Origin of the sequence: Ensifer sp. B1-9, from assembly GCF_050474445.1 — a bacterium.
GTDB lineage: Bacteria > Pseudomonadota > Alphaproteobacteria > Rhizobiales > Rhizobiaceae > Ensifer.
Genome location: NZ_JBCHVG010000002.1, coordinates 265,860 through 289,026, shown reverse-complemented (window position 1 = coordinate 289,026; position 23,167 = coordinate 265,860). Strand labels below are relative to the sequence as shown.

26 protein-coding genes are annotated in these 23,167 nt (G+C 63.1%); 13 read left to right on the top strand and 13 right to left on the bottom strand.

Going from position 1 to position 23,167, the window contains the following annotated elements; translation table 11 throughout:
- The first annotated feature begins 131 nt into the window (after window positions 1-131).
- Entirely contained in the window at window positions 132-1,622 is a 1,491-nt protein-coding gene (purF, locus tag ACQ5BM_RS04615; RefSeq protein WP_429808384.1) for an amidophosphoribosyltransferase, read from the top strand.
- Between the two features lie 12 nt (window positions 1,623-1,634).
- Window positions 1,635-2,375: an SDR family NAD(P)-dependent oxidoreductase gene (locus tag ACQ5BM_RS04610; protein ID WP_429808381.1), complete on the top strand. Its 741-nt coding sequence runs from the start codon at window positions 1,635-1,637 to the stop codon at window positions 2,373-2,375.
- 183 nt (window positions 2,376-2,558) lie between these two features.
- On the opposite strand, the gene pssA is transcribed toward ACQ5BM_RS04610, so the two are convergent.
- The 4 genes from pssA to ACQ5BM_RS04590 all read right to left on the bottom strand — a co-directional run bounded on the left by pssA (window position 2,559) and on the right by ACQ5BM_RS04590 (window position 8,085).
- Window positions 2,559-3,434, bottom strand: a complete 876-nt coding sequence (pssA, locus tag ACQ5BM_RS04605) for a CDP-diacylglycerol--serine O-phosphatidyltransferase (RefSeq protein ID WP_429808377.1) — start codon at window positions 3,432-3,434, stop codon at window positions 2,559-2,561.
- Between the two features lie 9 nt (window positions 3,435-3,443).
- Window positions 3,444-4,142, bottom strand: a complete 699-nt coding sequence (locus ACQ5BM_RS04600) for a phosphatidylserine decarboxylase (RefSeq protein ID WP_429808374.1) — start codon at window positions 4,140-4,142, stop codon at window positions 3,444-3,446.
- 107 nt (window positions 4,143-4,249) lie between these two features.
- Complete coding sequence (locus ACQ5BM_RS04595) at window positions 4,250-6,136, bottom strand: ABCB family ABC transporter ATP-binding protein/permease (protein ID WP_429808372.1); 1,887 nt, start codon at window positions 6,134-6,136, stop codon at window positions 4,250-4,252.
- Between the two features lie 191 nt (window positions 6,137-6,327).
- A complete protein-coding gene (locus tag ACQ5BM_RS04590; protein WP_429808368.1) occupies window positions 6,328-8,085 on the bottom strand; it encodes a LysM peptidoglycan-binding domain-containing protein in 1,758 nt (585 codons plus the stop codon).
- A gap of 243 nt (window positions 8,086-8,328) precedes the next feature.
- On the opposite strand from ACQ5BM_RS04590, the gene ACQ5BM_RS04585 reads away from it, so the two are divergent.
- Entirely contained in the window at window positions 8,329-8,949 is a 621-nt protein-coding gene (locus ACQ5BM_RS04585) for a TIGR00730 family Rossman fold protein (protein WP_429808366.1), read from the top strand.
- A gap of 70 nt (window positions 8,950-9,019) precedes the next feature.
- Here ACQ5BM_RS04585 and rarD read toward each other — a convergent pair whose 3' ends face one another.
- The 8 genes from rarD to cysS form a co-directional block, all read right to left on the bottom strand.
- Window positions 9,020-9,958 carry an EamA family transporter RarD gene (gene rarD, locus ACQ5BM_RS04580; protein ID WP_429808363.1) on the bottom strand — a complete coding sequence of 313 codons (939 nt, stop codon included), beginning with the start codon at window positions 9,956-9,958 and terminating at the stop codon, window positions 9,020-9,022.
- 306 nt (window positions 9,959-10,264) lie between these two features.
- Window positions 10,265-11,881 carry a citramalate synthase gene (gene cimA, locus ACQ5BM_RS04575; protein WP_429808360.1) on the bottom strand — a complete coding sequence of 539 codons (1,617 nt, stop codon included), beginning with the start codon at window positions 11,879-11,881 and terminating at the stop codon, window positions 10,265-10,267.
- A gap of 35 nt (window positions 11,882-11,916) precedes the next feature.
- A complete protein-coding gene (gene pip / locus ACQ5BM_RS04570) occupies window positions 11,917-12,879 on the bottom strand; it encodes a prolyl aminopeptidase (RefSeq protein WP_429808357.1) in 963 nt (320 codons plus the stop codon).
- A 2-nt stretch (window positions 12,880-12,881) separates the two neighbouring features.
- The gene (locus ACQ5BM_RS04565) at window positions 12,882-13,403 is read right to left on the bottom strand and encodes a GFA family protein (RefSeq protein WP_429808354.1); all 522 of its coding nucleotides are present in this window, start codon (window positions 13,401-13,403) and stop codon (window positions 12,882-12,884) included.
- Entirely contained in the window at window positions 13,376-13,852 is a 477-nt protein-coding gene (locus ACQ5BM_RS04560) for a GFA family protein (protein WP_429808351.1), read from the bottom strand. The genes ACQ5BM_RS04565 and ACQ5BM_RS04560 overlap by 28 nt, the downstream gene beginning before the upstream one ends.
- On the bottom strand, window positions 13,849-14,340 hold the full coding sequence (locus tag ACQ5BM_RS04555; protein WP_429808349.1) for a GFA family protein: 492 nt from the start codon (window positions 14,338-14,340) through the stop codon (window positions 13,849-13,851). The genes ACQ5BM_RS04560 and ACQ5BM_RS04555 overlap by 4 nt, the downstream gene beginning before the upstream one ends.
- 12 nt (window positions 14,341-14,352) lie before the next feature.
- Window positions 14,353-14,736 (bottom strand): VOC family protein, encoded by a 384-nt coding sequence (locus tag ACQ5BM_RS04550; protein ID WP_429808346.1) that lies wholly within the window; start codon window positions 14,734-14,736, stop codon window positions 14,353-14,355.
- 108 nt (window positions 14,737-14,844) lie between these two features.
- Entirely contained in the window at window positions 14,845-16,236 is a 1,392-nt protein-coding gene (gene cysS / locus ACQ5BM_RS04545; RefSeq protein ID WP_429808344.1) for a cysteine--tRNA ligase, read from the bottom strand.
- A 58-nt stretch (window positions 16,237-16,294) separates the two neighbouring features.
- On the opposite strand from cysS, the gene ACQ5BM_RS04540 reads away from it, so the two are divergent.
- Together ACQ5BM_RS04540 and ACQ5BM_RS04535 are read left to right on the top strand one after the other, a co-directional pair.
- Window positions 16,295-16,489: a hypothetical protein gene (locus ACQ5BM_RS04540; protein ID WP_429808341.1), complete on the top strand. Its 195-nt coding sequence runs from the start codon at window positions 16,295-16,297 to the stop codon at window positions 16,487-16,489.
- Between the two features lie 162 nt (window positions 16,490-16,651).
- Window positions 16,652-16,795, top strand: a complete 144-nt coding sequence (locus ACQ5BM_RS04535) for a hypothetical protein (protein ID WP_173516032.1) — start codon at window positions 16,652-16,654, stop codon at window positions 16,793-16,795.
- Window positions 16,796-16,811: 16 nt separating this feature from the next.
- On the opposite strand, the gene ACQ5BM_RS04530 is transcribed toward ACQ5BM_RS04535, so the two are convergent.
- Window positions 16,812-17,591 carry an SOS response-associated peptidase gene (locus tag ACQ5BM_RS04530; protein ID WP_429808337.1) on the bottom strand — a complete coding sequence of 260 codons (780 nt, stop codon included), beginning with the start codon at window positions 17,589-17,591 and terminating at the stop codon, window positions 16,812-16,814.
- A gap of 60 nt (window positions 17,592-17,651) precedes the next feature.
- Between ACQ5BM_RS04530 and ACQ5BM_RS04525 the strand changes: the two genes are divergently transcribed.
- The 8 genes from ACQ5BM_RS04525 to ACQ5BM_RS04490 all read left to right on the top strand — a co-directional run bounded on the left by ACQ5BM_RS04525 (window position 17,652) and on the right by ACQ5BM_RS04490 (window position 23,068).
- A complete protein-coding gene (locus ACQ5BM_RS04525; protein ID WP_429808334.1) occupies window positions 17,652-18,113 on the top strand; it encodes an NUDIX hydrolase in 462 nt (153 codons plus the stop codon).
- On the top strand, window positions 18,110-18,562 hold the full coding sequence (locus ACQ5BM_RS04520) for a TIGR02301 family protein (protein ID WP_429808331.1): 453 nt from the start codon (window positions 18,110-18,112) through the stop codon (window positions 18,560-18,562). Before ACQ5BM_RS04525 ends, ACQ5BM_RS04520 begins: the two co-directional genes overlap by 4 nt.
- 158 nt (window positions 18,563-18,720) lie before the next feature.
- Complete coding sequence (locus ACQ5BM_RS04515) at window positions 18,721-18,990, top strand: hypothetical protein (RefSeq protein WP_429808328.1); 270 nt, start codon at window positions 18,721-18,723, stop codon at window positions 18,988-18,990.
- Window positions 18,991-19,005: 15 nt separating this feature from the next.
- Window positions 19,006-19,797 carry a hypothetical protein gene (locus ACQ5BM_RS04510; RefSeq protein ID WP_429808325.1) on the top strand — a complete coding sequence of 264 codons (792 nt, stop codon included), beginning with the start codon at window positions 19,006-19,008 and terminating at the stop codon, window positions 19,795-19,797.
- 306 nt (window positions 19,798-20,103) lie between these two features.
- The gene (locus ACQ5BM_RS04505) at window positions 20,104-20,952 is read left to right on the top strand and encodes a YgfZ/GcvT domain-containing protein (RefSeq protein ID WP_429808323.1); all 849 of its coding nucleotides are present in this window, start codon (window positions 20,104-20,106) and stop codon (window positions 20,950-20,952) included.
- A complete protein-coding gene (locus ACQ5BM_RS04500) occupies window positions 20,949-21,557 on the top strand; it encodes a YfbR-like 5'-deoxynucleotidase (protein WP_429808320.1) in 609 nt (202 codons plus the stop codon). Before ACQ5BM_RS04505 ends, ACQ5BM_RS04500 begins: the two co-directional genes overlap by 4 nt.
- Window position 21,558: 1 nt before the next feature.
- A complete protein-coding gene (locus ACQ5BM_RS04495; protein ID WP_429808318.1) occupies window positions 21,559-22,098 on the top strand; it encodes a tyrosine phosphatase family protein in 540 nt (179 codons plus the stop codon).
- A complete protein-coding gene (locus ACQ5BM_RS04490) occupies window positions 22,034-23,068 on the top strand; it encodes an NUDIX hydrolase (RefSeq protein ID WP_429808315.1) in 1,035 nt (344 codons plus the stop codon). The genes ACQ5BM_RS04495 and ACQ5BM_RS04490 overlap by 65 nt, the downstream gene beginning before the upstream one ends.
- Window positions 23,069-23,167 lie beyond the last annotated feature (99 nt).

The following is a 23,167-nucleotide window of genomic DNA, read 5'->3' as shown; positions in this document are numbered from 1 at the left end:
GCCGACAAAGCCCGCCCCGCGGGCTTTGTCCTTTTGGGGAATAACGCTTGCAGCCGTTTTCAGCTAAGATCGCTTGAAGACGGCGGGCCTGATCACGATATGCGCACCGGTACGGAGCAAAGGCGACTGTGATGACCGATCTGAGATCCATGGAAATCCACGATGAACTCGAAGGCGATGAGCTGCACGAAGAGTGCGGCGTCTTCGGCATATTGGGGCACCCGGACGCGGCGGCGCTGACGGCGCTCGGCCTGCATGCGCTCCAGCATCGCGGCCAGGAAGCGGCCGGCATCGTCACCTTCGACGGCAAGCAGTTCTGCACCGAAAAGCGCATGGGGCTTGTCGGCGACCACTACACGGACCCAGCGACGCTGGCGAAGCTCCCGGGCTTCATGTCGATCGGCCACACCCGCTACTCGACGACGGGTGAAGTGGCGCTACGCAACGTCCAGCCACTCTTTGCCGAACTCGAAGTCGGCGGTATCGCCGTCGCCCACAACGGCAACTTCACCAACGGCCTCACCCTTCGCCGCCAATTGATCGCCGATGGCGCCATCTGTCAGTCGACCTCCGACACCGAAGTCGTCCTGCATCTGATCGCCCGCTCCAAGCAGACCTCCTCCTCCGACCGCTTCATCGACGCCATCCGCCAGATGGAAGGCGGCTATTCGATGCTGGCGATGACCCGCACCAAGCTGATCGCAGCGCGCGACCCGATCGGCATCCGTCCGCTCGTCATGGGCGAGCTCGACGGCAAGCCGATCTTCTGCTCCGAGACCTGCGCGCTCGACATCATTGGCGCAACCTACGTGCGCGACGTCGAGAACGGCGAAGTGATCATCTGCGAGATCCAGCCTGACGGCTCGATCACCATCGATGCGCGCAAGCCCGAGGTGACGCAGCCGGAACGCCTCTGCCTATTTGAATATGTCTATTTCGCCCGGCCGGATTCGGTCGTCGGCGGCCGCAGCATCTACGTGTCACGCAAGAACATGGGCATCAACCTCGCGAAAGAATCGCCCATTGAGGCGGACGTGGTCGTGCCGGTGCCGGACGGCGGCACGCCGGCTGCGCTCGGCTATGCCCAACAGAGCGGCATTCCGTTCGAATACGGCATCATCCGCAACCACTATGTCGGCCGCACGTTCATCGAGCCGACGCAGCAGATCCGCGCCTTCGGCGTCAAGCTCAAGCACTCCGCCAACCGCGCAATGATCGCCGGCAAGCGTGTCGTTCTGGTTGACGATTCGATCGTGCGCGGCACGACTTCGGTGAAGATCGTGCAGATGATGCGGGACGCCGGTGCGCGCGAAGTGCATATCCGCGTCGCGAGCCCCATGATCTTCCATCCGGACTTCTACGGCATCGACACGCCGGATCGTGACAAGCTGCTCGCCAACCAGCATGCCGACCTCGCCTCCATGTGCCGCTACATCGGCGCGGACTCGCTCGAGTTCCTGTCGATCGATGGCCTCTATGAGGCGGTCGGCGGCGAAAAGCGCGACCCCAAGGCGCCACAGTTCACCGACCACTACTTCACCGGGGACTATCCGACCCGCCTTCTCGACCAGGAAGGCGCCAGCAATGTCCGCAAACTCTCGGTTCTCGCCAGCAACGGATAATCAGACAATAAAATGACGATCGATCTCAAAGGCCGGGTGGCCGTGGTCACCGGCGCATCGCGCGGTATCGGTTATTTCACCGCTCTCGAACTGGCCAAGGCCGGTGCCCATGTCGTCGCCTGCGCGCGCACCGTCGGCGGGCTCGAAGAACTCGACGACGCGATCAAGGCCGCGGGCGGCTCGGCGACGCTGGTGCCGTTCGACCTCGCCGACATGACAGCGATCGACAAGCTCGGCGGCGCGATCAACGAGCGCTGGGGCAAGCTCGACATCATGGTCGCCAATGCCGGCGTCCTCGGCACCATCTCGCCGATCGGCCATGTCGAGGCGAAGGTGTTCGAGAAGGTGATGAACATCAACGTCAACGCCACCTGGCGGCTGATCCGCTCGCTGGAGCCACTGCTGATCAAATCGGATGCCGGCCGCGCGCTGATCCTGTCGTCCAGTGCCGCCCACAAGTGCAAACCTTTCTGGGGGCCCTACTCCGCGTCGAAGGCAGCCGTCGAGGCTCTTGCCCGCACCTGGGCCGGCGAAACGCAGCGCCTGCCGCTGCGCGTCCTCTCCGTCGATCCCGGCGCCACCCGCACGGCGATGCGCGCGCAGGCAATGCCCGGCGAGGATCCGGAGACCGTGCCGCATCCTTCAGAGGTCGCGGCCAGGCTGCTTGCGCTCGTCGGTCCGCAGCAGACCGAGACCGGCAAGCTCTATATCGTCCGCGAAGACAAGATCGTCGACTACCGGATGCCGGAGTAATCCTCTACAGCGCCGCGCGTCTTATCGACGCGCAAAGGTCGCTGCGGCGCTTTGATTTGCTGCGTGTCCGTCTCCTTAAATCGAGGTCGATTCAGGAAGACATGCAGTAGGACTTACCCAAACGGAAAAAGGCCACCGTGTCGCCACGGTGGCCTTTTCCTTTGTACCTGAGCTGGAGCTCAATCATTCCTTGTCACCGGGCAGGCCATCGCCGCCCGTCGATGGATGGGCCGGCCAATCGCCGCCATATTTGCGCTGCCACGAGCGCGCGCCGAAAGGCAGCGTGATCAGGTAGCCAAGCGCCGTCACCGCCATCGTCTCCCACGTGTAGGTCATCAGCGTCGCGACATAGAAGACGACACCGAGAATGGCCGGCAGGACGAGATCACGGCGCACGCGGCTATTTTCCGACTTGCCGGACCAGACCGGCAGGCGGCTGACCAGCAGGAAGGCGATCAGCACGGTGTAGCCCGATGCAATCAGCGCGAAGGTGCGCTCCGGCGCCAGGCCCAGGAGGCCGAGGTAGACCGGAAGCAGGACCAGCATGGCGCCCGCCGGGGCCGGCACGCCGACGAAATATTCCGACTGCCACGGCGCCTTGGACTGGCGCTCGGCCATGACGTTGAAGCGCGCAAGCCTGAGGCCACAGGCGATCGCGTAGATCAGAGCCGCGATCCAGCCGATCGAGCGGGCCTGATCCAGGATGAAGACATAGAGCACGAGCGCCGGTGCGACGCCGAAATTGATGATATCGGCGAGCGAGTCCATCTGGCCGCCAAAATTCGACGTCGCCTTCAGGAGGCGGGCGACGCGGCCGTCAATGCCGTCGAGAAAGGCCGCAAGCAACACCATGGCAACGGCAAGCTCGATGCGGTTTTCGAAGGCGAGCCGAATGCCCGAAAGGCCCGCACAGATCGCCAGCACCGTGATCAGGTTCGGGATCATCAGGCGCAGCGGTATCTCGCGCAGCCGAGGGCCGCGACCGGTGTCGTTTGAACCGCTCGCGTCGCCGCCGACATTGAGCGGTTCGGCCGGTTTTTCCTGTTCAGAGCCTTCCATGTACACTCCTTATGCGCGACGGCTGAGGACCGGGCCCTTGGCCGAACCGAATTCGGCAAGCACGGTTTCACCCGCTACGGCAGTCTGCCCGACGCTGACGCGCGGTTCGGCTCCTGCGGGCAGGAAGACGTCGAGGCGCGAGCCGAAACGGATCAGGCCAAAGCGTTCGCCGGCGTCCAGCGAGCCGTTTTCATATTTCCAGCAGAGGATGCGGCGGGCAACGAGCCCGGCGATCTGCACGACGCCGATCGCGCCGTGCTTCGTGTCGATCACGAGGCCGTTGCGCTCGTTCTCGTGGCTGGCCTTGTCGAGCTCGGCGTTGACGAACTTGCCGGCGCGATAGGCGACGCGGGTGATCGTGCCCGCCATCGGCGCACGGTTCACATGGCAATTGAACACATTCATGAAGACCGAGATGCGGAGCATCGGTTCCGAACCGAGGTTCAGCTCTTCCGGCGGCATCACCGTGGCGATCGACGAAACGCGGCCGTCGGCCGGGCTGATCACCAGGTCGTCGTCGATCGGCGTCATGCGCTCCGGATCCCGGAAGAAATAGGCACACCAGGCGGTCAGCACGAAGCCGATCCACATCAACGGCTCCCACAGGAAGCCAAGCACCAGCGACACGACGAAGAAGATCGCAACGAAGCGATAGCCTTCCTTGTGCACCGGGACGAGCGTGTTGCGGATCGTATTGACCAGACTCATAAACTCTACTCCAGATTTTCCGTGGAACGTGAACTACCGCGAAATGCCCCAGCGGGCAACGCCACCCGCCCCATAGCGACAAAACGCGTCGCGACCAGCAAACATCCTCAGACCGCCGGCTCGCCGCGCGTGACGATGCCGAGATCGTCGTTTTCGCGCACCCGCTTCAGCTGCTCTTCCGCCTGCGTCGCTTCGCGCTGGCGGCTCCACATCGAGGCATAGAGGCCATCGCGGTCGATCAACTCGCCATGGGTGCCGCGCTCGGCGATGACGCCATCCTTCAGCACGATGATCTCGTCGGCGTTGATCACCGTCGAGAGCCGGTGCGCGATGACCAGCGTCGTGCGATTGCGCGAGACGACGTCGAGCGCCGACTGGATTTCCTGCTCCGTCCGAGTGTCGAGCGCCGAGGTCGCCTCGTCGAGGATCAGGATCGGCGGCGCCTTGAGGATCGTGCGGGCAATCGCGACGCGCTGCTTCTCGCCGCCGGAAAGTTTGAGGCCGCGCTCGCCGACCATGGCCTGGAAGCCTTCCGGCAGCGAGCGGATAAAGCCGGCGATCTGTGCGGCCTCAGCGGCCGATTCGACCTCCGCCTCGCTGGCCGAAATCCGGCCGTAGCGGATGTTATAGGCAATCGTGTCGTTGAAGAGCACGGTATCCTGCGGCACCATGCCGATGACCGAACGCAGGCTCTTCTGCGTCACCGTCCGCACGTCCTGGCCGTCGACGGTGATCGCCCCCTCCTGCACGTCGTAGAAGCGATAAAGCAGCCGGGAGAGCGTCGACTTGCCGGCGCCCGACGGGCCGACGACGGCAACGGTTTTGCCGGCGGGCACCTCGAAGGTGATGCCCTTGAGGATCGGTCGGGCCGGATCATAGGCGAAATGCACGTCCTTGAAGGCGATAGCCCCCTTGCCGATGACGAGCTCGGCGGCATCGGGGCGATCCACCACTTCCGCCTGCACGTCGAGCAGGTCGAACATATGCTCAATATCCGTCAGGCCCTGGCGGATTTCGCGGTAGACGAAGCCGATGAAATTGAGCGGGATCGCGAGCTGGATCAGCATGGCGTTGACGAAGACGAAATCGCCGAGCGTCTGCTCGCCGCGCTGAACGGCCAGCGCCGACATGATCATCATGACCGCCGTGCCGGCACCGAAGATCAGCGCCTGGCCGAAGTTGAGCCAGCCGAGCGAGGTCCAGACCTGCGTTGCCGCCTTTTCATAGCGCTCCATCGACTTGTCGAAGCGTCGGGCCTCCATGTCCTCGTTGCCGAAATACTTGACCGTTTCGAAGTTCAGGAGCGAGTCGATCGCCTTGGTATTGGCATCTGTGTCGCTGTCGTTCATCGAGCGGCGAATGGCGATGCGCCAGTCGCTCGCCTTGACGGTGAACCAGATGTAGAGCCAGACGGTAACGGCGGTCACGAAGAGATAGCCGAAGCCGTAGCCCCACCAGAAGATCACGGCCGTCAGCAAGAACTCGATCAGTGTCGGCAGGCTGTTCAGGATGGTGAAACGAACAATCGTCTCGATGCCCTTGGTGCCGCGCTCGATGACGCGCGAAAGCCCGCCCGTGCGCCGTTCCAGATGGAAGCGCAGCGAGAGCTGATGCATATGCACGAAGGTCTTGTAGGCGAGCTGGCGGACGGCGTACTGGCCGACGCTTGCAAACAGTGCGTCGCGGAGCTGATTCAGTCCCGCCTGCAGCAGGCGCGCCAGGTTGTAGGCAAGCACCAGCATGACGGCGCCGGTCAGGACCTCCGGCAGGAAGCCCATAACGTCCGGCTTGCCGTTCAGCGCGTCCGTCGCCCATTTGAAGGAATAGGGAACGAGGATCAGAACGACCTTGGCGATGATCAGAATGACCGTTGCCCAGATGACCCGGAGCTTGAGGTCGGCCCTGTCCTTCGGCCACATATAGGGCCAGAGATTGGCAATCGTCTGCAACGGATTGCTCGTATCGGCCGAAACAGTTTTCTTCTGGGGTGCCACGTTCTGATCCGCTCTTACGTTTCGCGCTGCTCTTCGTCCTCACATCGAGGTCGATTCAGGCCGTAGCCCGAGACAAGCAACGCCACCATCACCGTTCAATGAAAAGCGGCGCCTCGTTGAAGGCGCCGCCCTGGATCGAGAGATAGGCATCCAACGCCGCCGCCGCAATGTGCCGGCGGACGATCGGCTGCCTATTGCTCGTGTTTCATGTGCTTTCTGTGAATCTCGCGGGATTCGTCATCGGGCAACGCCTTATCCGGCACGCCGAAAACCTGCCCCGGGCGAATGCGGTCCGGGTCTTCGATCTGGTCCTGGTTGGCAAGGTAGATCGTGGTGTAGCGCAAGCCCGCACCATAGACGCGACGCGATATCTGCCACAGCGTATCGCCGCGACGGATGATCACCGAGGACTTGCTCTCCTTGAGCGGTTCCTGCTGGACGGTCTGCGGCTCTTCCTGCTGGGGGACAGCGGCTGCGGCTTCCGTGCCTTGTACCGGCGTCGTGGCGTCGCTGGCCATCGCGCTGCCTGCGCCCATGACTTTCGCCAGTTCACCCGGCGCAGGGGCATTGCCCTTCTGCTGGGCTTGCCCGTCCGATGCCGGCGTCGCGCTGCCGCGCTCAGCCAGAACCGGACCGACGGTCGCATCGACCTTCGCAAGCGCCGAGGCGACGCTCGGCGCATCCTGCGGCGCCGCCTTCAAGGCTGACAGCGCGTCGGCTGCCGCCTTGGAAGCCCGCGACGCAGCCGCCGCCAGCGCCTGATCGGAACTGTCGGCAAGCCGGAAATCCGCCAGCGACTTCAGTGCAATTTCCGTCGCGGAACGCGCTGCGGCAAGCTGCTCGCCGCTCGGCACCTTGCCGTTGGCATAAAGTCCCTTCAAGAGGGCCAGCGCCTTGCCGGCCTCGGCGCGCACGCCATCAAGACCGGCTGTCGCCGAAGGCGTGCCCGACGGCGCGACTGCGGCAACCTGGGAGCCGGCGGGGCGATCAAAGGGAACCGATGCGCGCATGGCGACCTTGGTGCCATCCTCGTTCAGCATGTCGGCGCGGATGATGTGGCTGCCCACGGTCAACTCGACCTCGCCATCGACAACGAAATTGCCCTTGTCGTCGGCCTTGATTTCGCCGATCAGCTTGTCATCCGCATAGACGCGCACCAGCGCATGCGACTTGGCGCTGCCCGCGACGAACATCTTGCTTCCTTCGATCTCGACGGCGGTCACCTGCAGGCCGGGTACGCCAGCCGTCTTTGCCGGTGCCGAAGACGCGTCGCCGGTTGCCAGCGGCGTCTGCGATGCGACCTCAGCCGGCTTGCCGTCGATTGTCGGCGCGGTTTCACTCTTGGCCGCTTCCGGCGTCGTGATCAGCCGGCTTGCTTCACCCGGCTTGGACACCATGGCGAGAAGCTGTCCCGAGGGGTCCTTGGGAACCGAAACGGTCGCGACTTCCTCGGAGGTCTTCACGGCGCCGTCGTCACCGGTGCTGCGCAGCGTCAACTGATAGTCGCCGGCCGGCAACGGCTTGTCGAACACCGCTGCGAAGTCGCCCGTCGCGCCGACATCGGCGGTACCGACAACGGCATCGCCGCTCAGGATCTCGAGCTTCGAACCGGGCTGCGCGTGCCCAGCGATGACCGTCGATCCATCCGGCTCCACACGCAACACGTCGAACCCGGGCACGGCAGAGTTTTCGGCAGGTGCGTTCGTCGCCGCAGCGTTTGCCGTCGCGCCGGCGGCCTCACCGGCCTTGGTGTCCAGCGGTTTCGCCGTTCCCTCGGTCGCTTGCGGGCCAGAAGCGGTTTCGTTCGACTCTGTCGCATTGCCTGCCGCCGGCTCTTCCGCCGGCTTCTTGGCGTCACCGCGCAAGTTCGGCTGCACCACGAATACCATCAACGCTGTTGCTGCCACGAGGACAGTAATGGCCACCCAGCCGGCCCTATTTTTTATCATGCCACTCTCCACACGGAGCGGAGCAGAACTCCGCGCATGCCCTCTCATCGGCCTGCGGTGCGGGCTAACGCCATGCATTATAGCGCAACAGCAAGCAACCGTCCGATTTCTTCAATCAATCCCTGAAATTGCTAGCGATTCCTGATTCGCCATACAAGCTGTCGGCCCCCCGGCAAACGGCTGAAAACCGGCTTTCCCCTCATTTTTCTTGACCCTTGCTGCGGTGCAATGTCTTTTGGGGGCATGAGCACCGAAAGCACCACGATTCGATCCATCTGCGTCTATTGCGGTTCACAGCCCGGACGCGACAATGCCTATATGGAAGCCGGCCGCGCACTTGGCCGCTCGATCGCCCATCACGGTCTCCGCCTCGTTTATGGTGGCGGCACGCGCGGCATCATGGGAGCCGTCGCCAGCGGCGTCCTTTCGAACGGCGGCGAAGTCACCGGGATCATCCCTGAATTCCTGATGGACAAGGAAGCGACCCGCCACTCACTCGGCCAACTCAACGAGCTGATCGTGACTGCCGACATGCACGAGCGCAAGCACACAATGTTCGAACGCGCCGACGCCTTCGTCGCGCTCCCTGGTGGCATCGGCACGCTGGAAGAGATCGTCGAGATCATGACCTGGGCGCAACTCGGCCGTCACCGCAAGCCGATGGTCTTCGGCAACATCAACAATTTCTGGCGGCCGATGCTCGACCTGCTGCAGCACATGCGCGACGAGGGCTTCGTCCACACCGCGCATCTCGTGCAGCCACTGGTCGTCGACAACGCCGCTGATATCGTGCCGGCCATCCTGGCGGCTGCCAATGGTGGCAATGGCCGCGAGGGCGAGGCAGAGATCATCTCCCGTCTTTGATGGCAGCAAGCACCGACATGAAAAAGGCGCGTCCACCAACGCGCCTTTTTGATTTGGATCGACTGCGAGCCTATTCCGCGGGACTTGCCTGCAGCACCCGGCGCGCCCGGCTTTCGGCCAGCATTGCGCCCGAATAGATCACCAGCGCCGCCCAGATCAGGCCGAAGGCAATGAGCTTCGCCGTGCCGAAGGGTTCATGGAAGACGAAAACGGCAATCAGGAAGATCATCGTCGGGGCGATGTACTGCATGATGCCGATCGTCGACAGGCGCAGCAACTTGGCACCGTTGGCATAGATCATCAATGGAATGGCAGTGACGACACCGCAGGACATCAGCCAGAGAATATCGGCCGTGCCGGTATCTCCGAAATGGCCCTGCCCGGTCGCCTCGAGCCAGATTATATAGCCGAGCGCCGGAACGCTGAGCAGCAGGACTTCCAGGAAAAAGCCCTGGTTCGGACCGACAGGCAGGGTCTTGCGGAAGAAGGCATAGAAGCCCCAGGACAGGCAAAGGCCGATCGATACCCACGGCAGGCCACCGGCATCGAAAGCAAGTACGGCGACCGCGGAGGCCGCAAGCGCAATCGCAACCATCTGCGCCGGGTTCGGCTTCTCCTTCAGCAGCACCGCGCCGAGGAAGATAGAAAACAGCGGGTTGATGTAGTAGCCGAGCGCCGTCTCGATCGCCCGGCCGGCACCGATCGCCCAGACATAGATGCCCCAGTTGATGGTGATCAACACGGCGGTCAGCGCCGCCATGCGCAGCATGCGCGGCGAGCGCAGCGCCACCTTGATGTCATCCGTACGCCCGAGCCAGAGCAGAACCAGGCCTGCAAGCGGCACCGACCACACGATCCGGTGCGCCACCACTTCCGGCGCCGGAATGTGAGCGACGGCCTTCATGAAGAAGGGCAGAAAGCCCCAAAGGAGATAGGCGGTCAGCGCGAAGGCAAAGCCTTTCGCGGAATCGGTGTTTTCGGCGGGTACTTTCGCGTTCGGCTCAGCCATAACATCTTTTCCTGGTGCGTTTGCCGGCGAGCCTTGGTGGAACGAGCCGCTCTCCGATCTCTGCTGCCCGTCTCCCTAAATCGTCTCCGACTCAAGGGCAAAACATGCAGCAATACAAAGTGCGACAGGACCTGTCTGACGGGACGCGCGGCGCTGTAGGGAAGGCGCGGCTTGCCAGCCGGCACAAGCTCCCATGAAGCGTCCTACCCCAATGCGCGGTTATGTACCAATTCATTTCCGTGAAGGGATGGTGAGTTTTACTCATCACCCCGCCGGAGAGGACCCAGTCTTAGCTTGCCGCCGACGTCATTCGGCAGCGATCAGGCCCACATGGTCCCGGTTCTTCAGCAGCTTGAAGATGATGCTGTCCATCAGTGCCTGGAAGGATGCGTCGATGATATTGTCGGAGACGCCCACCGTCCACCAGCGCGCGCCGGTTCCGTCGGTCGATTCGATCAGCACGCGCGTGATCGCCTCGGTGCCGCCGTTGAGGATACGAACCTTATAGTCCGCGAGCTCGAGATCGGCGATCTCCGACTGGTACTTGCCGAGGTCCTTGCGCAGCGCGAGGTCGAGCGCGTTGACGGGCCCGTGCCCTTCGGCAACCGACATCATCGTCTCGCCATCGACCACCACCTTCACCACCGCTTCCGACACGGTCTTCAGATTGCCGTTGGCATCGAAGCGGCGCTCGACCATGACGCGGAAGCTTTCGACGTGGAAGAAGTCCGGCACCGTACCGAGAATGCGGCTCGCGAGCAGCGCGAAACTCGCGTCCGCGCCCTCATAGGCATAGCCGGTCGCTTCCCGCTCCTTGACGATGGCGATCAACTTGTCGAGCTTCGGATCGTCCTTGCTCACAGCGATGCCGCGGCGCTTCAGCGCGTTGATGAAATTGGCCTTGCCGCCCTGGTCCGATACCATGACCTTGCGCAGGTTGCCGATGCTCTCGGGCGCGACATGCTCGTAGGTGCGCGGATCCTTGAGCAGCGCCGAGGCATGGATGCCGGCCTTGGTGGCAAATGCGGATGCGCCGACGTAAGGGGCCTGCTGATCCGGCGAACGGTTCAATAGCTCGTCGAACGAATGGGCGAGCTTCGTCAATTCCTGCAAGCGATCGGCATCGATCGCCGTTTCGAAGCGGCTGGAATAGGTCTCCTTGAGCGCGAGCGTCGGGATCAGTGTGACGAGATTGGCGTTGCCGCAGCGCTCGCCGATGCCGTTCAGCGTTCCCTGGATCTGGCGCACGCCAGCTTCCACCGCGGCCAGCGAATTGGCGACCGCCTGGCCGGTATCGTTATGGGCGTGTATGCCGAGATTGGCGCCGGGCACGCCGGCGGCGATCACCGCGGCGACGATCTCGCGCACCTCCGGTGGCTGCGTGCCCCCATTGGTGTCGCAGAGAACGACCCAGCGGGCGCCGGCTTCAAAGGCCGTCTTCGCACAGGCGAGCGCGTAAGCCGGATTGGCCTTGTAGCCATCGAAGAAATGCTCGCAGTCGACCATCGCCTCACGGCCGGAAGCGACCACGGCCTCGACCGAAGCGCGGATGTTGTCGAGATTTTCCTCGTTGGTACAGCCGAGTGCAACCTCGACATGGTAGTCCCAGCTCTTGGCGACCAGACAGATCGCGTCGCTCTTGGCGGCAAGCAGCGCCGCGAGGCCCGGGTCATTGGACGCCGAAACGCCGGCGCGCTTGGTCATGCCGAAGGCCACAAAAGCGGCCTTCTGCGTGCGCTTGCGCGTGAAAAACTCGGTATCCGTCGGGTTCGCACCCGGATAGCCGCCCTCGATGTAGTCCATGCCGAAGCCGTCGAGCAGGCTCGCAATCGCAATCTTGTCCTCGACCGAAAAGTCGATGCCGGGCGTCTGCTGCCCGTCCCGTAGCGTCGTGTCGAAGAGGTAGATGCGTTCCCTGGTCATGGCTAATCGTCCAACTGCTCTGTTCTTGCCTGGTCTTACTTGGTCTTGCCTGCGTATCTGTCCGTGGCGCGGATCAGCCGGTCGAGAATGCCCGGCTCGGAATAGGCGTGCCCTGCCCCCTCGATCAGGTGCAACTCGGACCCGGGCCAGGCCTTATGCAACTGCCAGGCATATTTCGCCGGACAAGGCATGTCGTAGCGCCCATGGATGATAACCCCGGGAATGCCGTGAAGCCGGTGAACATCCCGCAACAATTGGCCATCCTCCATCCAGCCGGCATTGACGAAGAAGTGGTTTTCGATGCGCGCGAAGGCGTCGGCATATTCGTCGTCCTCGAAGGGAGCGCTGGTCGATAGTTCCGGCAGCAGCGTAATCGTCTCGCCTTCCCAGATGCTCCAGGCCTTTGCAGCCGCAAGGCGCGTTGCCTTGTCGTCGCTCGTCAGGCGACGGTGATAGGCGTGCATCATCTCGTGCCGCTCTGCTTCCGGGATCGGCGCGATGAACCGCTCCCACTTGTCCGGGAACATTTCCGAGACGCCGAATTGATAGTACCAGTCGAGTTCGGCTTTCGTCAGCGTATAGATGCCGCGCAGCACGAGTTCCGAAACCCGCTCCGGATGCTTCTCGGCATAGGCGAGCGCAAGCGTCGATCCCCAGGAGCCACCGAAGACCAGCCACTTGTCGACCCCGGCCTCTGCGCGCAGTCGCTCGATATCGGCAACGAGATGCCATGTGGTGTTGGCCTCGATCTTCGCATGCGGTGTCGACTTGCCGCAGCCGCGCTGGTCGAACAGGGTCACATCATAGAGTGTCGGGTCGAAAAGGCGGCGATGATTGGCAGAAATCGTGCCGCCGGGCCCGCCGTGCAGGAAGACGGCAGGCTTGGCGCCTGGCGTGCCAACCTTTTCCCAATAGATCACGTGACCGTCACCGACATCGAGGTGGCCCGAGGCATAGGGTTCGATTTCCGGATAGAGCGTACGCAATACAGTCGTCATTTTCAGTCTTTCGTCAGCGGCCAGTGCACGGTGTCGTAGTCCGGGTGCTGGCGGTTCGTTTCCAGTATGATCAGATGGCGGGTGGCGGACACCTCGCTGCCGTCATCCGTCTCTTTTTCCGGCAGCCCGGCGAGCCGCGAGAACCAGAGGACTCGGGACTCGACGCCGGCCTGATAGAGAGGCAACACATCATCCGGATCGTCGAGCGAACCGAGCGTGATGTTGATGAAACCCGCATCCGGCATGTCGTAAAACAGCGGCGTGCCGCAGTGGCTGCAGAAGCCGCGACGGACCAGATGCGACGAGCGGAACCAGGACGGCTGGCCGCGGGTAATGTCGAAACTGTCACGCGCGACGTTCGCCAGCGGCATGAAGTAGTTTCCGGCCGCCTTCTGGCACATTCGGCAATGGCAGATATGCGGATCCGCGAGCGTGCCTTCGGCGCGGTAGCGGACGGCGCCACACTGGCATCCACCGGTATAGATGCGGGAGATGGTCACCGGAACGCTCCCGATGGATGCCATTGCTCGGTTTCATGGTCCGGGTGCTGGAAGGAGATGATGCTTTCCTGCCGCGCGTAGAAGTCCGGATCCTCCAGGACCGGCTGCTCGAAGATCGTCTCGACCCAGGGAAGGCGCGAGGCGTAGTTGACCTGGATCTTCGGTGCGAGATCGGTGCGATCGTCAAAGGTGCCGATCGCGATCTCGATACCGCCGGGATGCCGGTAGGTCATCGGCGTGCCGCATTTCGGGCAGAAGCCGCGATCGATGTTGACGGAGGACTGGAAGTAGCTCGGCTCGTCCCGCACCCATTCGACGCCGTCTTTCGGCGCCGTCACCAGCGCAGAGAAGAACGAGCCGAATTGCTTCTGGCACATGCGGCAATGGCAGATCGACGGGCGGCCGAGTTGACCGCGGATACGGAAGCGGACTGCGCCACACTGGCAGCCGCCTGTTCGAACGTTTTCGCTCATCGTCTTTCCTCCGGGGGCCAGGTTTCGGTGTCGTGGTCGGGATGCTGGTAGGAAACGAGATCGGTCAGGAATTCGACCGCGTCCGGATCCTCCATCGTAGCAACTCCGGGCAATTCCGATATGTGATCGGTATAGGGCAACTTGCGCTCGATGCCCCACTGGACGGTCGGCACGATGCCCTGCGGTTCGTCGAAAGCGGCAATCGCCAGGGCCATGCCGTCCGGCGCCTCATAGGTCAGCGGCGTACCACAATCACCGCAGAAACCGCGCCGTGCTGCGTTGGAGGACTGAAAGCGCTTGGGTTCGCCGCGCGTCCAGGTGACGTGCGCGCCGCGAACCGAAACCAGCGGCATGTAGAAGTTGCCGCTCGCTTTCTGGCACATGCGGCAATGGCAGACGGAGGCGTCGCCGAGCCTGCCCTCGACACGGAAACGGACCGCGCCGCACTGGCAGCCGCCAGTATAATAGGGCCTGTTGTCGAGACTCATCGCAACTCCTCCTCAGCCCGGCGCGTGGCAGACGGCTTCGATATTGTTGCCGTCGGGATCGAGCACGAAGGCCCCGTAGTAGTCGGGGTGGTAGTGCGGCCTCAGTCCCGGCTCGCCATTGTCGCGCCCGCCGGCCGCCATCGCCGCTTCGTAGAAGGCATCGACTTCCGCGCGGTTCCGCGCCGAAAACGCATAGTGCCGACCCGAGCCAGCCGCATCCACCTCGTGCAACCAAAAGACCGGCCGTTCGCGGCCATAGCCGCCGACCCTGACGCCGCCGGTATGTTCCACCGGCACCACCATCAGCAGCGAGGCGCCGAGCGGAGCGAAGGCCTTGTCGTAGAACGACCGCGACCGGCCGAAATCCGCGACCGGAATGCCCGTATGGTCGATCATCGCACGAACTCCTCTTTCATGCATGCACTCCGCGTTTCCGCCGTCCCCGGATGGCTCTGTCCGGTCCCGATCAATGCGACCGGGCAAGACACGCCGCCAGGCTCGCGATCACCGCTTGATATCCCAGGTCGTCACACGCTCGCCGGTTGCCGGATCCTTGCCGTCCTTGAGCTGGATTCCTTGCGCCACTAGATCGTCGCGGATTTTGTCGGCCTCGGCGAAGTTCTTCGCCTTCAGCAGTTCCAGGCGGGCACGGACACGGCTGTCGATGTCGTGCACCACGGCTTCGTCCAGCTCGACCGCCTCGGGCACGACGCCGATGAGGGCCGCACTGGCAGCGAAGGTGCCGAGCAGCTTGGGATCGGCCGCCGCCTTCTGAGCGAGAGCATGGAGCGCCTGAACGGCAGCGACGGTGTTGAGATCGTCCGCAAGTGCGGCAACCACCGCCGGATCGGCCTCACCCGTTGCACCGTCCGGCACCGGCCACTTGGAAAGCAGATGTTCGGCTTCCTCCAGCCGCTTCACCGAGAAATCGATCGGCTCGCGATAATGCGTCATCAGCATGGCGAGCCTCAGCACTTCGCCCGGCCACTGGCGGCCGGCGAACTTCTCGGTGTGCAGCAATTCGTAGATGGTGACGAAATTGCCTTCCGACTTCGACATCTTGCGGCCTTCGACCTGCAGGAAGCCGTTGTGCATCCAGACATTCGCCATCACCTCTGTGCCGTGGGCGCAACGCGACTGGGCGATCTCATTCTCATGGTGCGGGAAGATCAAGTCGAGCCCGCCGCCGTGAATGTCGAAGACCTCGCCGAGATAGCGTCCGCTCATGGCCGAGCACTCGATGTGCCAGCCCGGGCGGCCCCGGCCCCATGGACTTTCCCAACCCGGCTCGCTGTCGGTCGAGAGCTTCCACAGCACGAAGTCGCCCGGGTTCTTCTTGTGTGCTTCCACGGCAATGCGGGCGCCTGCCTGTTGTTCGTCCAGGTTGCGCTTCGAAAGCTGGCCATAGTCGGCCATCGACTTGGTATCGAACAGCACCTCGCCGCCGGCCTGATAGGCATGGCCCTTGGCGATCAGCTTCTCGATGATCTCGATCATCTGCGCGATGTTGTCGGTCGCCCGCGGCTGCACATTCGGATCGAGGCAGCCGAGCGCCTTGGCATCCGCAAGAAACTGGGTTTCGGTCTTCTCCGTCACGCGCCGGATCGCTTCGTTGAGCGGCAGCGTCGGATAATCGCGCAGCGCCCGCGCGTTGATCTTGTCGTCGACGTCGGTGATGTTGCGGACATAGGTGACGTGCTCGGCACCATGGACATGGCGCAAAAGCCGGAACAAAACGTCGAAGACGATCACGGGCCGGGCATTGCCGATATGGGCATAGTCATAGACCGTCGGGCCGCAGACATACATGCGGACGTTGTCGGGATCGATCGGCCGGAAGTCGACCTTTTCCCGCGTCAGCGTGTTGTACAGCTTCAATGTCGGCGCTCCGCCCATTCCCATTCTCCAATACGCTTACAACCGGCGAAATACGGCGCCCGGGAGGCCCGCGCGTTTGTCATCTTGGATTTTAGGAGACGAAAACGGCCAGGCCAGCGGGACGCTAGCGAATAATCTTCCGGCAGATAATGCAGATAACCGTTTTCATGCGCCCACTTATCGCGCGTCACCCGATTTCGGTCAAGAGGTCAGCCGCATGCAAGCACAGTCGGCTATCGAAACGGAAACGGCGGCCATGGATTTGTCATGATTAGGCTTATCTGGAAGCGCCATGCGGAAAACAGATTCGCGGTGTAGTTGGTTCTGCACCACGGGTTCCTGTCTCCGGAGAACAGGGAGGAGCATCGTTTTCGCGCCGAAAGACGAAAACGGAATGTATCCGGTTCGGGAAAGCATCAAGGAGTGAATGCAAGTGAAAGCCGCAAAGACCAAAGAAATCGCCAAGCCAACCAATCTCGTCGAACAGTACCGTCCGCTCGGCCTGAAGGCCGTGCTCGCCGCTGCACTGCAAGCGAAGGGAAAGTCGGCGACCAAACTGACCAAGCGGCCCGCCTAACCCCTGGGTTGTTCGTTCAAAACAGGGACATCTGCCCGCTATCGGGCATGTCCGGTTTGCTTTTGCCCTTAGGCGGGACATCCAATATCGTCTTGGGTGTCACCGCGTCCTGAATGTCCGGGCCGGTATTGGCGACCTTGTTGACCTTGTCGGAGACAGGGATTGCCTCGAAATAATCCTCCGCCGCCGGGCCGAAGAGATCCGCGACTTCGCGCGGTTCCTGCGTCTTGCAATCCAGCCAACGGGCAAAATCCTCGGGCTGGATGACGACAGGCATGCGGTCGTGGATCTGCCGGATGGAGGCGTTGGCTGCCGTCGTGAGGATCGCAGCGGTGTCGACTTCGGAACCGTCGGCTGACGACCAGGTCTCCATCAGGCCGGCGAAGGCGACAATGCCGCCCTTTCGCGGCAGCACCCAATAGGCCTGCGACGGCTCACGGCTGCCCTTCGGCGGCCGGCGCCATTCGTAGAAACCCGAGGCCGGAACGAGAATGCGGCGGTGTCGCATGGCGGCGCGAAACGACGCCTTTTCGATCGCCGATTCGGCGCGGGCATTGATGAGCAACGGAAAATCGCGCGGGTCCTTGACCCAGCCAGGCATGAAACCCCAGCGCACGAGAACGGCCTTGCGCTCGGGAAGGTTGCTGCCGGGCTGAGCGCGCTCGCCTGCGACGACGACCATGATCGGCTGTGTCGGCGCTATGTTGAATCGCGCCGGGAAGTCATCGCTTTCCAGCAGGCCGAACAATTCCATGAGTTCTTCCGGCGTCGCCGTCAGCGCAAAACGTCCGCACATGACACGGATGTGGCACTTCACGTAGGATGGGTCAACGTTACTGAGGCAATTTGATTCCCGATGTCGACCAAACCCGAACTCGCCTCCTCCGTCATTCTCGAACGCGACGGCCGTTACCTGCTCGTAAGGCGGGCCAATCCGCCGTCGGCCGACATGTACGCCTTTCCCGGCGGACGGGCGGAACCCGGAGAGACGCCGGCTGAAACGGCACTCCGCGAGCTTTGGGAAGAGACGGGCATCAAAGCGCGCAATCCCGTGCTGTTTGAAACCTATGACCTGCCCGGCAAAGAATCGGAAGGGCGCCATTTCCTGCTCTCGGTTTTCAGAGCGGAGGCGAGCGCCGATGCGGTTGCCGTTGCCAGCGACGATGCCGCCGGGCTTGGCTGGTTCACGCCCGCCGAAATCTTTGCCCTGCCGATCCCGGACAGCGTGCGCGAATGCGTGGAAAGGCTCACGGATATCGGCACGGAATCCAGCCGCGGCCTTGAAACCGCCGTCAATTCGGGCTTGGTGAAGCCATGATCACTGCCCCGATCCTCGCGCGGCTCGCCCTGGCCGGTTTCGCGCTGACAGCCGCCACCGGCGCGGCGGCGCAAAAAACAACGTCGAACGAACCGGCGACGACCGAGGCCGCGACCTCGGCCCCCGTCGTCGCGGAAGAGAAACCCACACCCTACGACCAGAGGTTGATTCGGCTTTCCGAAATTCTTGGTTCCGTCCATTATCTCAGGAACCTTTGCGTCAAGGAGCCCGAGGATGTCTGGCGCCGTTCGATGCAGGAATTGATCGACAAGGAGACGGCGGACGAGATCAAACGGCGCGAAAGGATGACCGCCGCCTTCAACCGTGGGTACCGCACCTTCGCCTCCGTTTATACAACCTGCACGGGACCGGCTATCGTCGCCGAGCAGCGATACCGTGCCGAAGGCGCAACACTTGCGTCAGAAATCGTCGCCCGCTTTGGAAATTAGCAATAAATTAACCTCTTTTCTCACGACCCCGTGTCGTTTCGGGAAAAGGCTGCTAAGTTCGTTAAGAGAGTGGTAAGAAGTGGCGAGTCCGTCACGGTCGTTCAGTTGGAGTTCAGCCGGACGGCCAAAGAATGAACCGCTTGCACAATGGAAGTCGCATGGAACGAATGATGGAACCAAGCCTGACCGACATCGATGACATGATCGTCCACGAGAAAATGCAGGCTGCGCTGGAACACCAGAGCGAAGCCTGGGCGGACGGCATGGCTGATGGTATCGAGCCGGAAATCATCGCCGATGCGGCCATTGCGCTCGCCATGCGGGAAACCGTTCGGCTTCATGGCGAAGATGGTGCCGAAGCGATGCTCAAGTCGCTTCGCGAGCGCGTGCTCGCCGGTGAATTCTCACCCCAGCGCACGCTTCAGTAATATCAGGACTGCCCGATGAGTCGGAATCTTGCAAACCGGACCCTTCCGGTTCGCCTCGCTACGCTGCTTTTGGCCGGTGTCGCCTTGAGCACCCAGGCAGCGTTCTCGCCCGCCTTTGCTCTCAGCGAATTGCAGGGTGCGCCGCAACCCGTTCCCACCGAGCAGCCCGCTGCCGGCGAGCAGAAGGCGACGCCGCCCGTGGCCGAACCCGTCGCGGAGGAGCCAGAAGAGGAAGAAAAGCTTCCGCTCGAAATCCCCACGCCCGATCCGCTGATCAACAAGTCAGCGACGATCACCAAGGACGTGGCCCCCACGGCCGAGGAGCCGGAGCCGGCCGGGCCTGTCGAGGTCCTGACCGACGTTTCCAAGATACCGGCGCCGGTCGCCCGGATGCGCGAGCTGATCGTCGAGGCGGCCGCTTCCGGCGATATCGAGCGCCTGCGCCCGCTGCTCGGCAAGGGCCCGAACCAGACCCAGGTCACCGGTGTCACCGGCGACGAAGACCCGGTTGCGGTCCTGAAGAGCCTCTCGGGCGACCAGGAAGGCGTCGAGATTCTGGCGATCCTGCTCGACGTGCTGTCGACCGGCTTCGTGCTGGTGGACAAGGGCACGCCGCAGGAGGCCTATGTCTGGCCATACTTCGCGGAAAAGAAGCTCTCCTCGCTGACGGCACCGGAAAAGGTCGACCTGTTCCGCCTGATCACCGCAGGGGATTTTGCCGACATGGAAGAGTTCGGCAGCTACAACTTCTACCGCGTCGGCATCATGCCGGACGGAAAGTGGAAATTCTTCATCGCCGGCGACTGACCGCCGGCGACCGCGCTTGCCGATCCTCTCCGAACATCCTACCTCTTCGCCAAGAGATCACGAAGGTGCCAGGTCGAGTCGACCGGGATTGCCATCGTGATCGGTCTTTGTTGTTGCGCATTTCCGAACGCAAAACCGCTACGCATTTTTGCTGGAAATGCTCTGCAGCGCCGCGTGTCTGATCAGACATGCAAAGGTCGCTGTAGCACTTCGAGTTGCTGCATGTTTCCTTTAATCGGCTACGACTAAAGGAAACATGCAGTAGGTTAGAGCGGGGTTTCCACCCCACCGAGCAGGATTCGAACGATGCCCAGAATTCGCCTCGACGACCGCGCGATTGTCGCCGTCTCCGGCAAGGACGCAGAAGATCTTCTCCAGGGACTGATCACCACCGACCTCGACGCGCTGGCACCCGACGAAGCGCGGCCCGGGGCGCTTTTGACGCCACAGGGCAAGATCCTGTTCGACTTCATGATTTCCCGTGACGGCGACGGCCTCCGGCTGGAAACCGCGCGCGACCAGGCGGAGGCCCTGCTGAAGCGTTTGACGATGTACAAGCTCCGATCGGCGGTGGATCTGTCGATCGATGCGTCGGCCGTTGTCACTGTGATATTTGACGAAGCTCCGCCTGATGGTGCCTACCGGGATCACCGCTTCGAGAAGGCCGGGATAACGCTCTTCCGCAGCTATGGGGACGCAGCCGGCAACACTGCCAGTGTCGAAGAACACGAGCGGCTTCGCATCGCCGCGGGCGTCGCAACCGCCGGGACCGACTATGCGGCGCAAGATGCTTTTCCGCATGACGTTCTCCTGGACAAGAACGGCGGCCTTTCCTTCAAGAAGGGCTGCTACGTCGGCCAGGAAGTGGTGTCTCGGATGCAGCACCGCGGCACGCCGCGCCGCCGGGTCGTGATCGTTTCCGCCGAAACGGCGCTCCCCCCGACCGGAACGACGATCACCGCGAACGACAAGGCCATCGGCGCGTTGGGCACCGTCCAGGGCAAGTCCGCGCTTGCGATCGTGCGCATCGACAAGGCCGGCGAGGCCATGGCGAATGGGGTCCCGCTACTTGCCGGCGACGTGGCGGTGACCATGGTTCTGCCCGAATGGACCGGGCTCACCTTCCCGACGAGCGCCGACGAGGCAAGCGCGTGACCACGACCCGCGCCTGGCAGCGCATGCTCTCCGGCCGTCGGTTGGATCTTCTCGACCCGTCACCGCTCGACGTCGAGATCAGCGATATCGCCCATGGGCTGGCGCGTGTTGCGCGCTGGAACGGCCAGACCGCCGGCGACCATGCCTTCTCGGTGGCGCAGCACAGCCTGATGGTCGAGGACATCTTTCGCCGCAGCTACAGATGCAGCGCCGACGATTGCCTGCTGGCCCTTCTGCACGACGCGCCGGAATATGTGATCGGCGACATGATCTCGCCATTCAAGGCGGTGGTCGGCGGCGGCTACAAGTCGGTGGAGAAGCGGCTGGAAAGTGCCATCCATCTCAGATTCGGCCTGCCGCCTCATTGCTCCAAAGAGCTGAAGGATCGCATCAAGAAGGCAGATCATGTCGCCGCCTATTTCGAAGCGACGGTGCTCGCCGGCTTTTCCGTGGAGGAGGCGCGCAAGTTCTTCGGTCAACCACGCGGCATCACCCGCGAAACCCTGCTGATCGATCCCTTGCCGGCAGTCGAAGCGCAACGGCTGTTCACGGAGCGCTTCCAGGTTCTGGAAGCGCAGCGCCTGCCGGCCCGAGCGGACATCTGACATGCCCAATATCGTCGTTTCGCCACTCGCCCGCATTGCCGAGATGGCCGTTCGCCACGGCTGTACCGAGATGATCAGCCTGGTCGCCAAAGGGCAGGATTTTCATCGTCCGGGCGTCATCACCAAGGCGCGGCACCTGACACTGGGCATGAACGACATCACTTTCGCCGGCACCGGCGATCTGGTGGCACCGCAGGAAGACCATGTCCGGCAGATCATCGCCTTTGCGCGCGAATGGGACCGCGCGCGGCCGCTGCTCGTCCATTGCTGGATGGGCGTTTCCCGTTCGCCCGCAGCCGCGCTCATCGCGGCGCTTGCGGCCGAGCCGGACCAGGATGACTCAGGATTGGTGCAGCGCCTGCGGCGGGCCTCGCCCTTCGCGACCCCGAATAGCCGGCTCATCGAAATCGGCGATGCGGTGCTCGAGCGCAACGGACGGCTGATCGCCGCCGTTCGCATGATCGGCCGGGGAGCGGATGCGGACGGCAACGCACCCTTCGTCCTGCCGCTTCTTGTCGAGGGAGCAACCGTTGCCGACTGAGACGCAGCCGACGACCGTCGAAATCGGCCTCAATGCGGCGATCGTCGCCGTCGTCCAGCGCAGCCCGCGCATTCTCGCCGTCAGCGAAGCGGATGGCGATGCGCGCGACAGCCTGCCCTTCGGCCCCTTCGACCCTGCGCTCCACCGGACATTCGAGACGAGCCTGCGCGATCGCGTCGAAAAGCGAACTGCGCTGAAGCTCGGCTATATCGAGCAGCTCTACACCTTTGGTGATCGCGGCCGCCAGCGGCTTCCGGGCGAAGAAGGCAAACACATGGTCTCGGTCGGCTACCTGGCGCTGACCCGGACCGATGCCGAAAATACCGAACGCTTGGCCGAAGCCGGCGCGCACTGGCGTGATTGGTACGGCTACCTGCCGTGGGAGGATTGGCGTCAGGGCCGTCCGTCAATCCTCGATCAAGCGATCCTGCCGGGGCTTGCCCGCTGGGAGACTGGCGCCACCGGCGACGAGCGGGCGGGACCGATTGCGCAACGCCGGGCGCGCATCCGCCTCGCCTTCGGCCTCGACGATTTCCCCTGGGATGAAGAGCGCGTGCTGGAGCGCTACGAACTGCTCTATGAGGCCGGGCTGGTCCACGAGGCGGTCATCGACGGCCACGGCAACGGCCACGAGGTTCTGACCGCCGGGCAGGCGATGCGCCATGACCACAGACGCATCGTGGCAACTGCGATCGCGAGACTGCGCGGCAAGATCAAGTACCGGCCGGTCATCTTCGAGCTGATGCCGCCGGAGTTCACGCTGACCGACCTGCAAGCGACTGTAGAGGCGATTTCCGGCCGCCACCTGCACAAGCAGAACTTCCGCCGTCTCGTCGAAGGCGCAGAACTGGTGGAGCCGACCGGCATGACGCTCTCGTCGACCGGTGGCCGGCCGGCCGCGCTCTTCCGCTTCCGTCGCCAGATCCTCGACGAGCGCCCCGCCCCGGGCCTCAAGGTTGGCGGGCGATGATGCCAGCCGTCAATCGGTGAAAGCGGCGCTGCACTTAAAAACATCCTGAGACGCGACTTACATTGGCTGGATCATGATATGGTTGGCGCAGTGGGTGGA

Coding starts and splice junctions, on each gene's coding strand:
- purF (WP_429808384.1), top strand. CDS start 132: ATGACCGATCTGAGATCCATGGAAATCCACGATGAACTCGAAGGCGAT.
- ACQ5BM_RS04610 (WP_429808381.1), top strand. CDS start 1,635: ATGACGATCGATCTCAAAGGCCGGGTGGCCGTGGTCACCGGCGCATCG.
- pssA (WP_429808377.1), bottom strand. CDS start 3,434: ATGGAAGGCTCTGAACAGGAAAAACCGGCCGAACCGCTCAATGTCGGC.
- ACQ5BM_RS04600 (WP_429808374.1), bottom strand. CDS start 4,142: ATGAGTCTGGTCAATACGATCCGCAACACGCTCGTCCCGGTGCACAAG.
- ACQ5BM_RS04590 (WP_429808368.1), bottom strand. CDS start 8,085: ATGATAAAAAATAGGGCCGGCTGGGTGGCCATTACTGTCCTCGTGGCA.
- ACQ5BM_RS04585 (WP_429808366.1), top strand. CDS start 8,329: ATGAGCACCGAAAGCACCACGATTCGATCCATCTGCGTCTATTGCGGT.
- rarD (WP_429808363.1), bottom strand. CDS start 9,958: ATGGCTGAGCCGAACGCGAAAGTACCCGCCGAAAACACCGATTCCGCG.
- cimA (WP_429808360.1), bottom strand. CDS start 11,881: ATGACCAGGGAACGCATCTACCTCTTCGACACGACGCTACGGGACGGG.
- pip (WP_429808357.1), bottom strand. CDS start 12,879: ATGACGACTGTATTGCGTACGCTCTATCCGGAAATCGAACCCTATGCC.
- ACQ5BM_RS04565 (WP_429808354.1), bottom strand. CDS start 13,403: ATGGCATCCATCGGGAGCGTTCCGGTGACCATCTCCCGCATCTATACC.
- ACQ5BM_RS04560 (WP_429808351.1), bottom strand. CDS start 13,852: ATGAGCGAAAACGTTCGAACAGGCGGCTGCCAGTGTGGCGCAGTCCGC.
- ACQ5BM_RS04555 (WP_429808349.1), bottom strand. CDS start 14,340: ATGAGTCTCGACAACAGGCCCTATTATACTGGCGGCTGCCAGTGCGGC.
- ACQ5BM_RS04550 (WP_429808346.1), bottom strand. CDS start 14,736: ATGATCGACCATACGGGCATTCCGGTCGCGGATTTCGGCCGGTCGCGG.
- cysS (WP_429808344.1), bottom strand. CDS start 16,236: ATGGGCGGAGCGCCGACATTGAAGCTGTACAACACGCTGACGCGGGAA.
- ACQ5BM_RS04530 (WP_429808337.1), bottom strand. CDS start 17,591: ATGTGCGGACGTTTTGCGCTGACGGCGACGCCGGAAGAACTCATGGAA.
- ACQ5BM_RS04525 (WP_429808334.1), top strand. CDS start 17,652: ATGTCGACCAAACCCGAACTCGCCTCCTCCGTCATTCTCGAACGCGAC.
- ACQ5BM_RS04520 (WP_429808331.1), top strand. CDS start 18,110: ATGATCACTGCCCCGATCCTCGCGCGGCTCGCCCTGGCCGGTTTCGCG.
- ACQ5BM_RS04515 (WP_429808328.1), top strand. CDS start 18,721: ATGGAACGAATGATGGAACCAAGCCTGACCGACATCGATGACATGATC.
- ACQ5BM_RS04510 (WP_429808325.1), top strand. CDS start 19,006: ATGAGTCGGAATCTTGCAAACCGGACCCTTCCGGTTCGCCTCGCTACG.
- ACQ5BM_RS04505 (WP_429808323.1), top strand. CDS start 20,104: ATGCCCAGAATTCGCCTCGACGACCGCGCGATTGTCGCCGTCTCCGGC.
- ACQ5BM_RS04495 (WP_429808318.1), top strand. CDS start 21,559: ATGCCCAATATCGTCGTTTCGCCACTCGCCCGCATTGCCGAGATGGCC.
- ACQ5BM_RS04490 (WP_429808315.1), top strand. CDS start 22,034: ATGCGGACGGCAACGCACCCTTCGTCCTGCCGCTTCTTGTCGAGGGAG.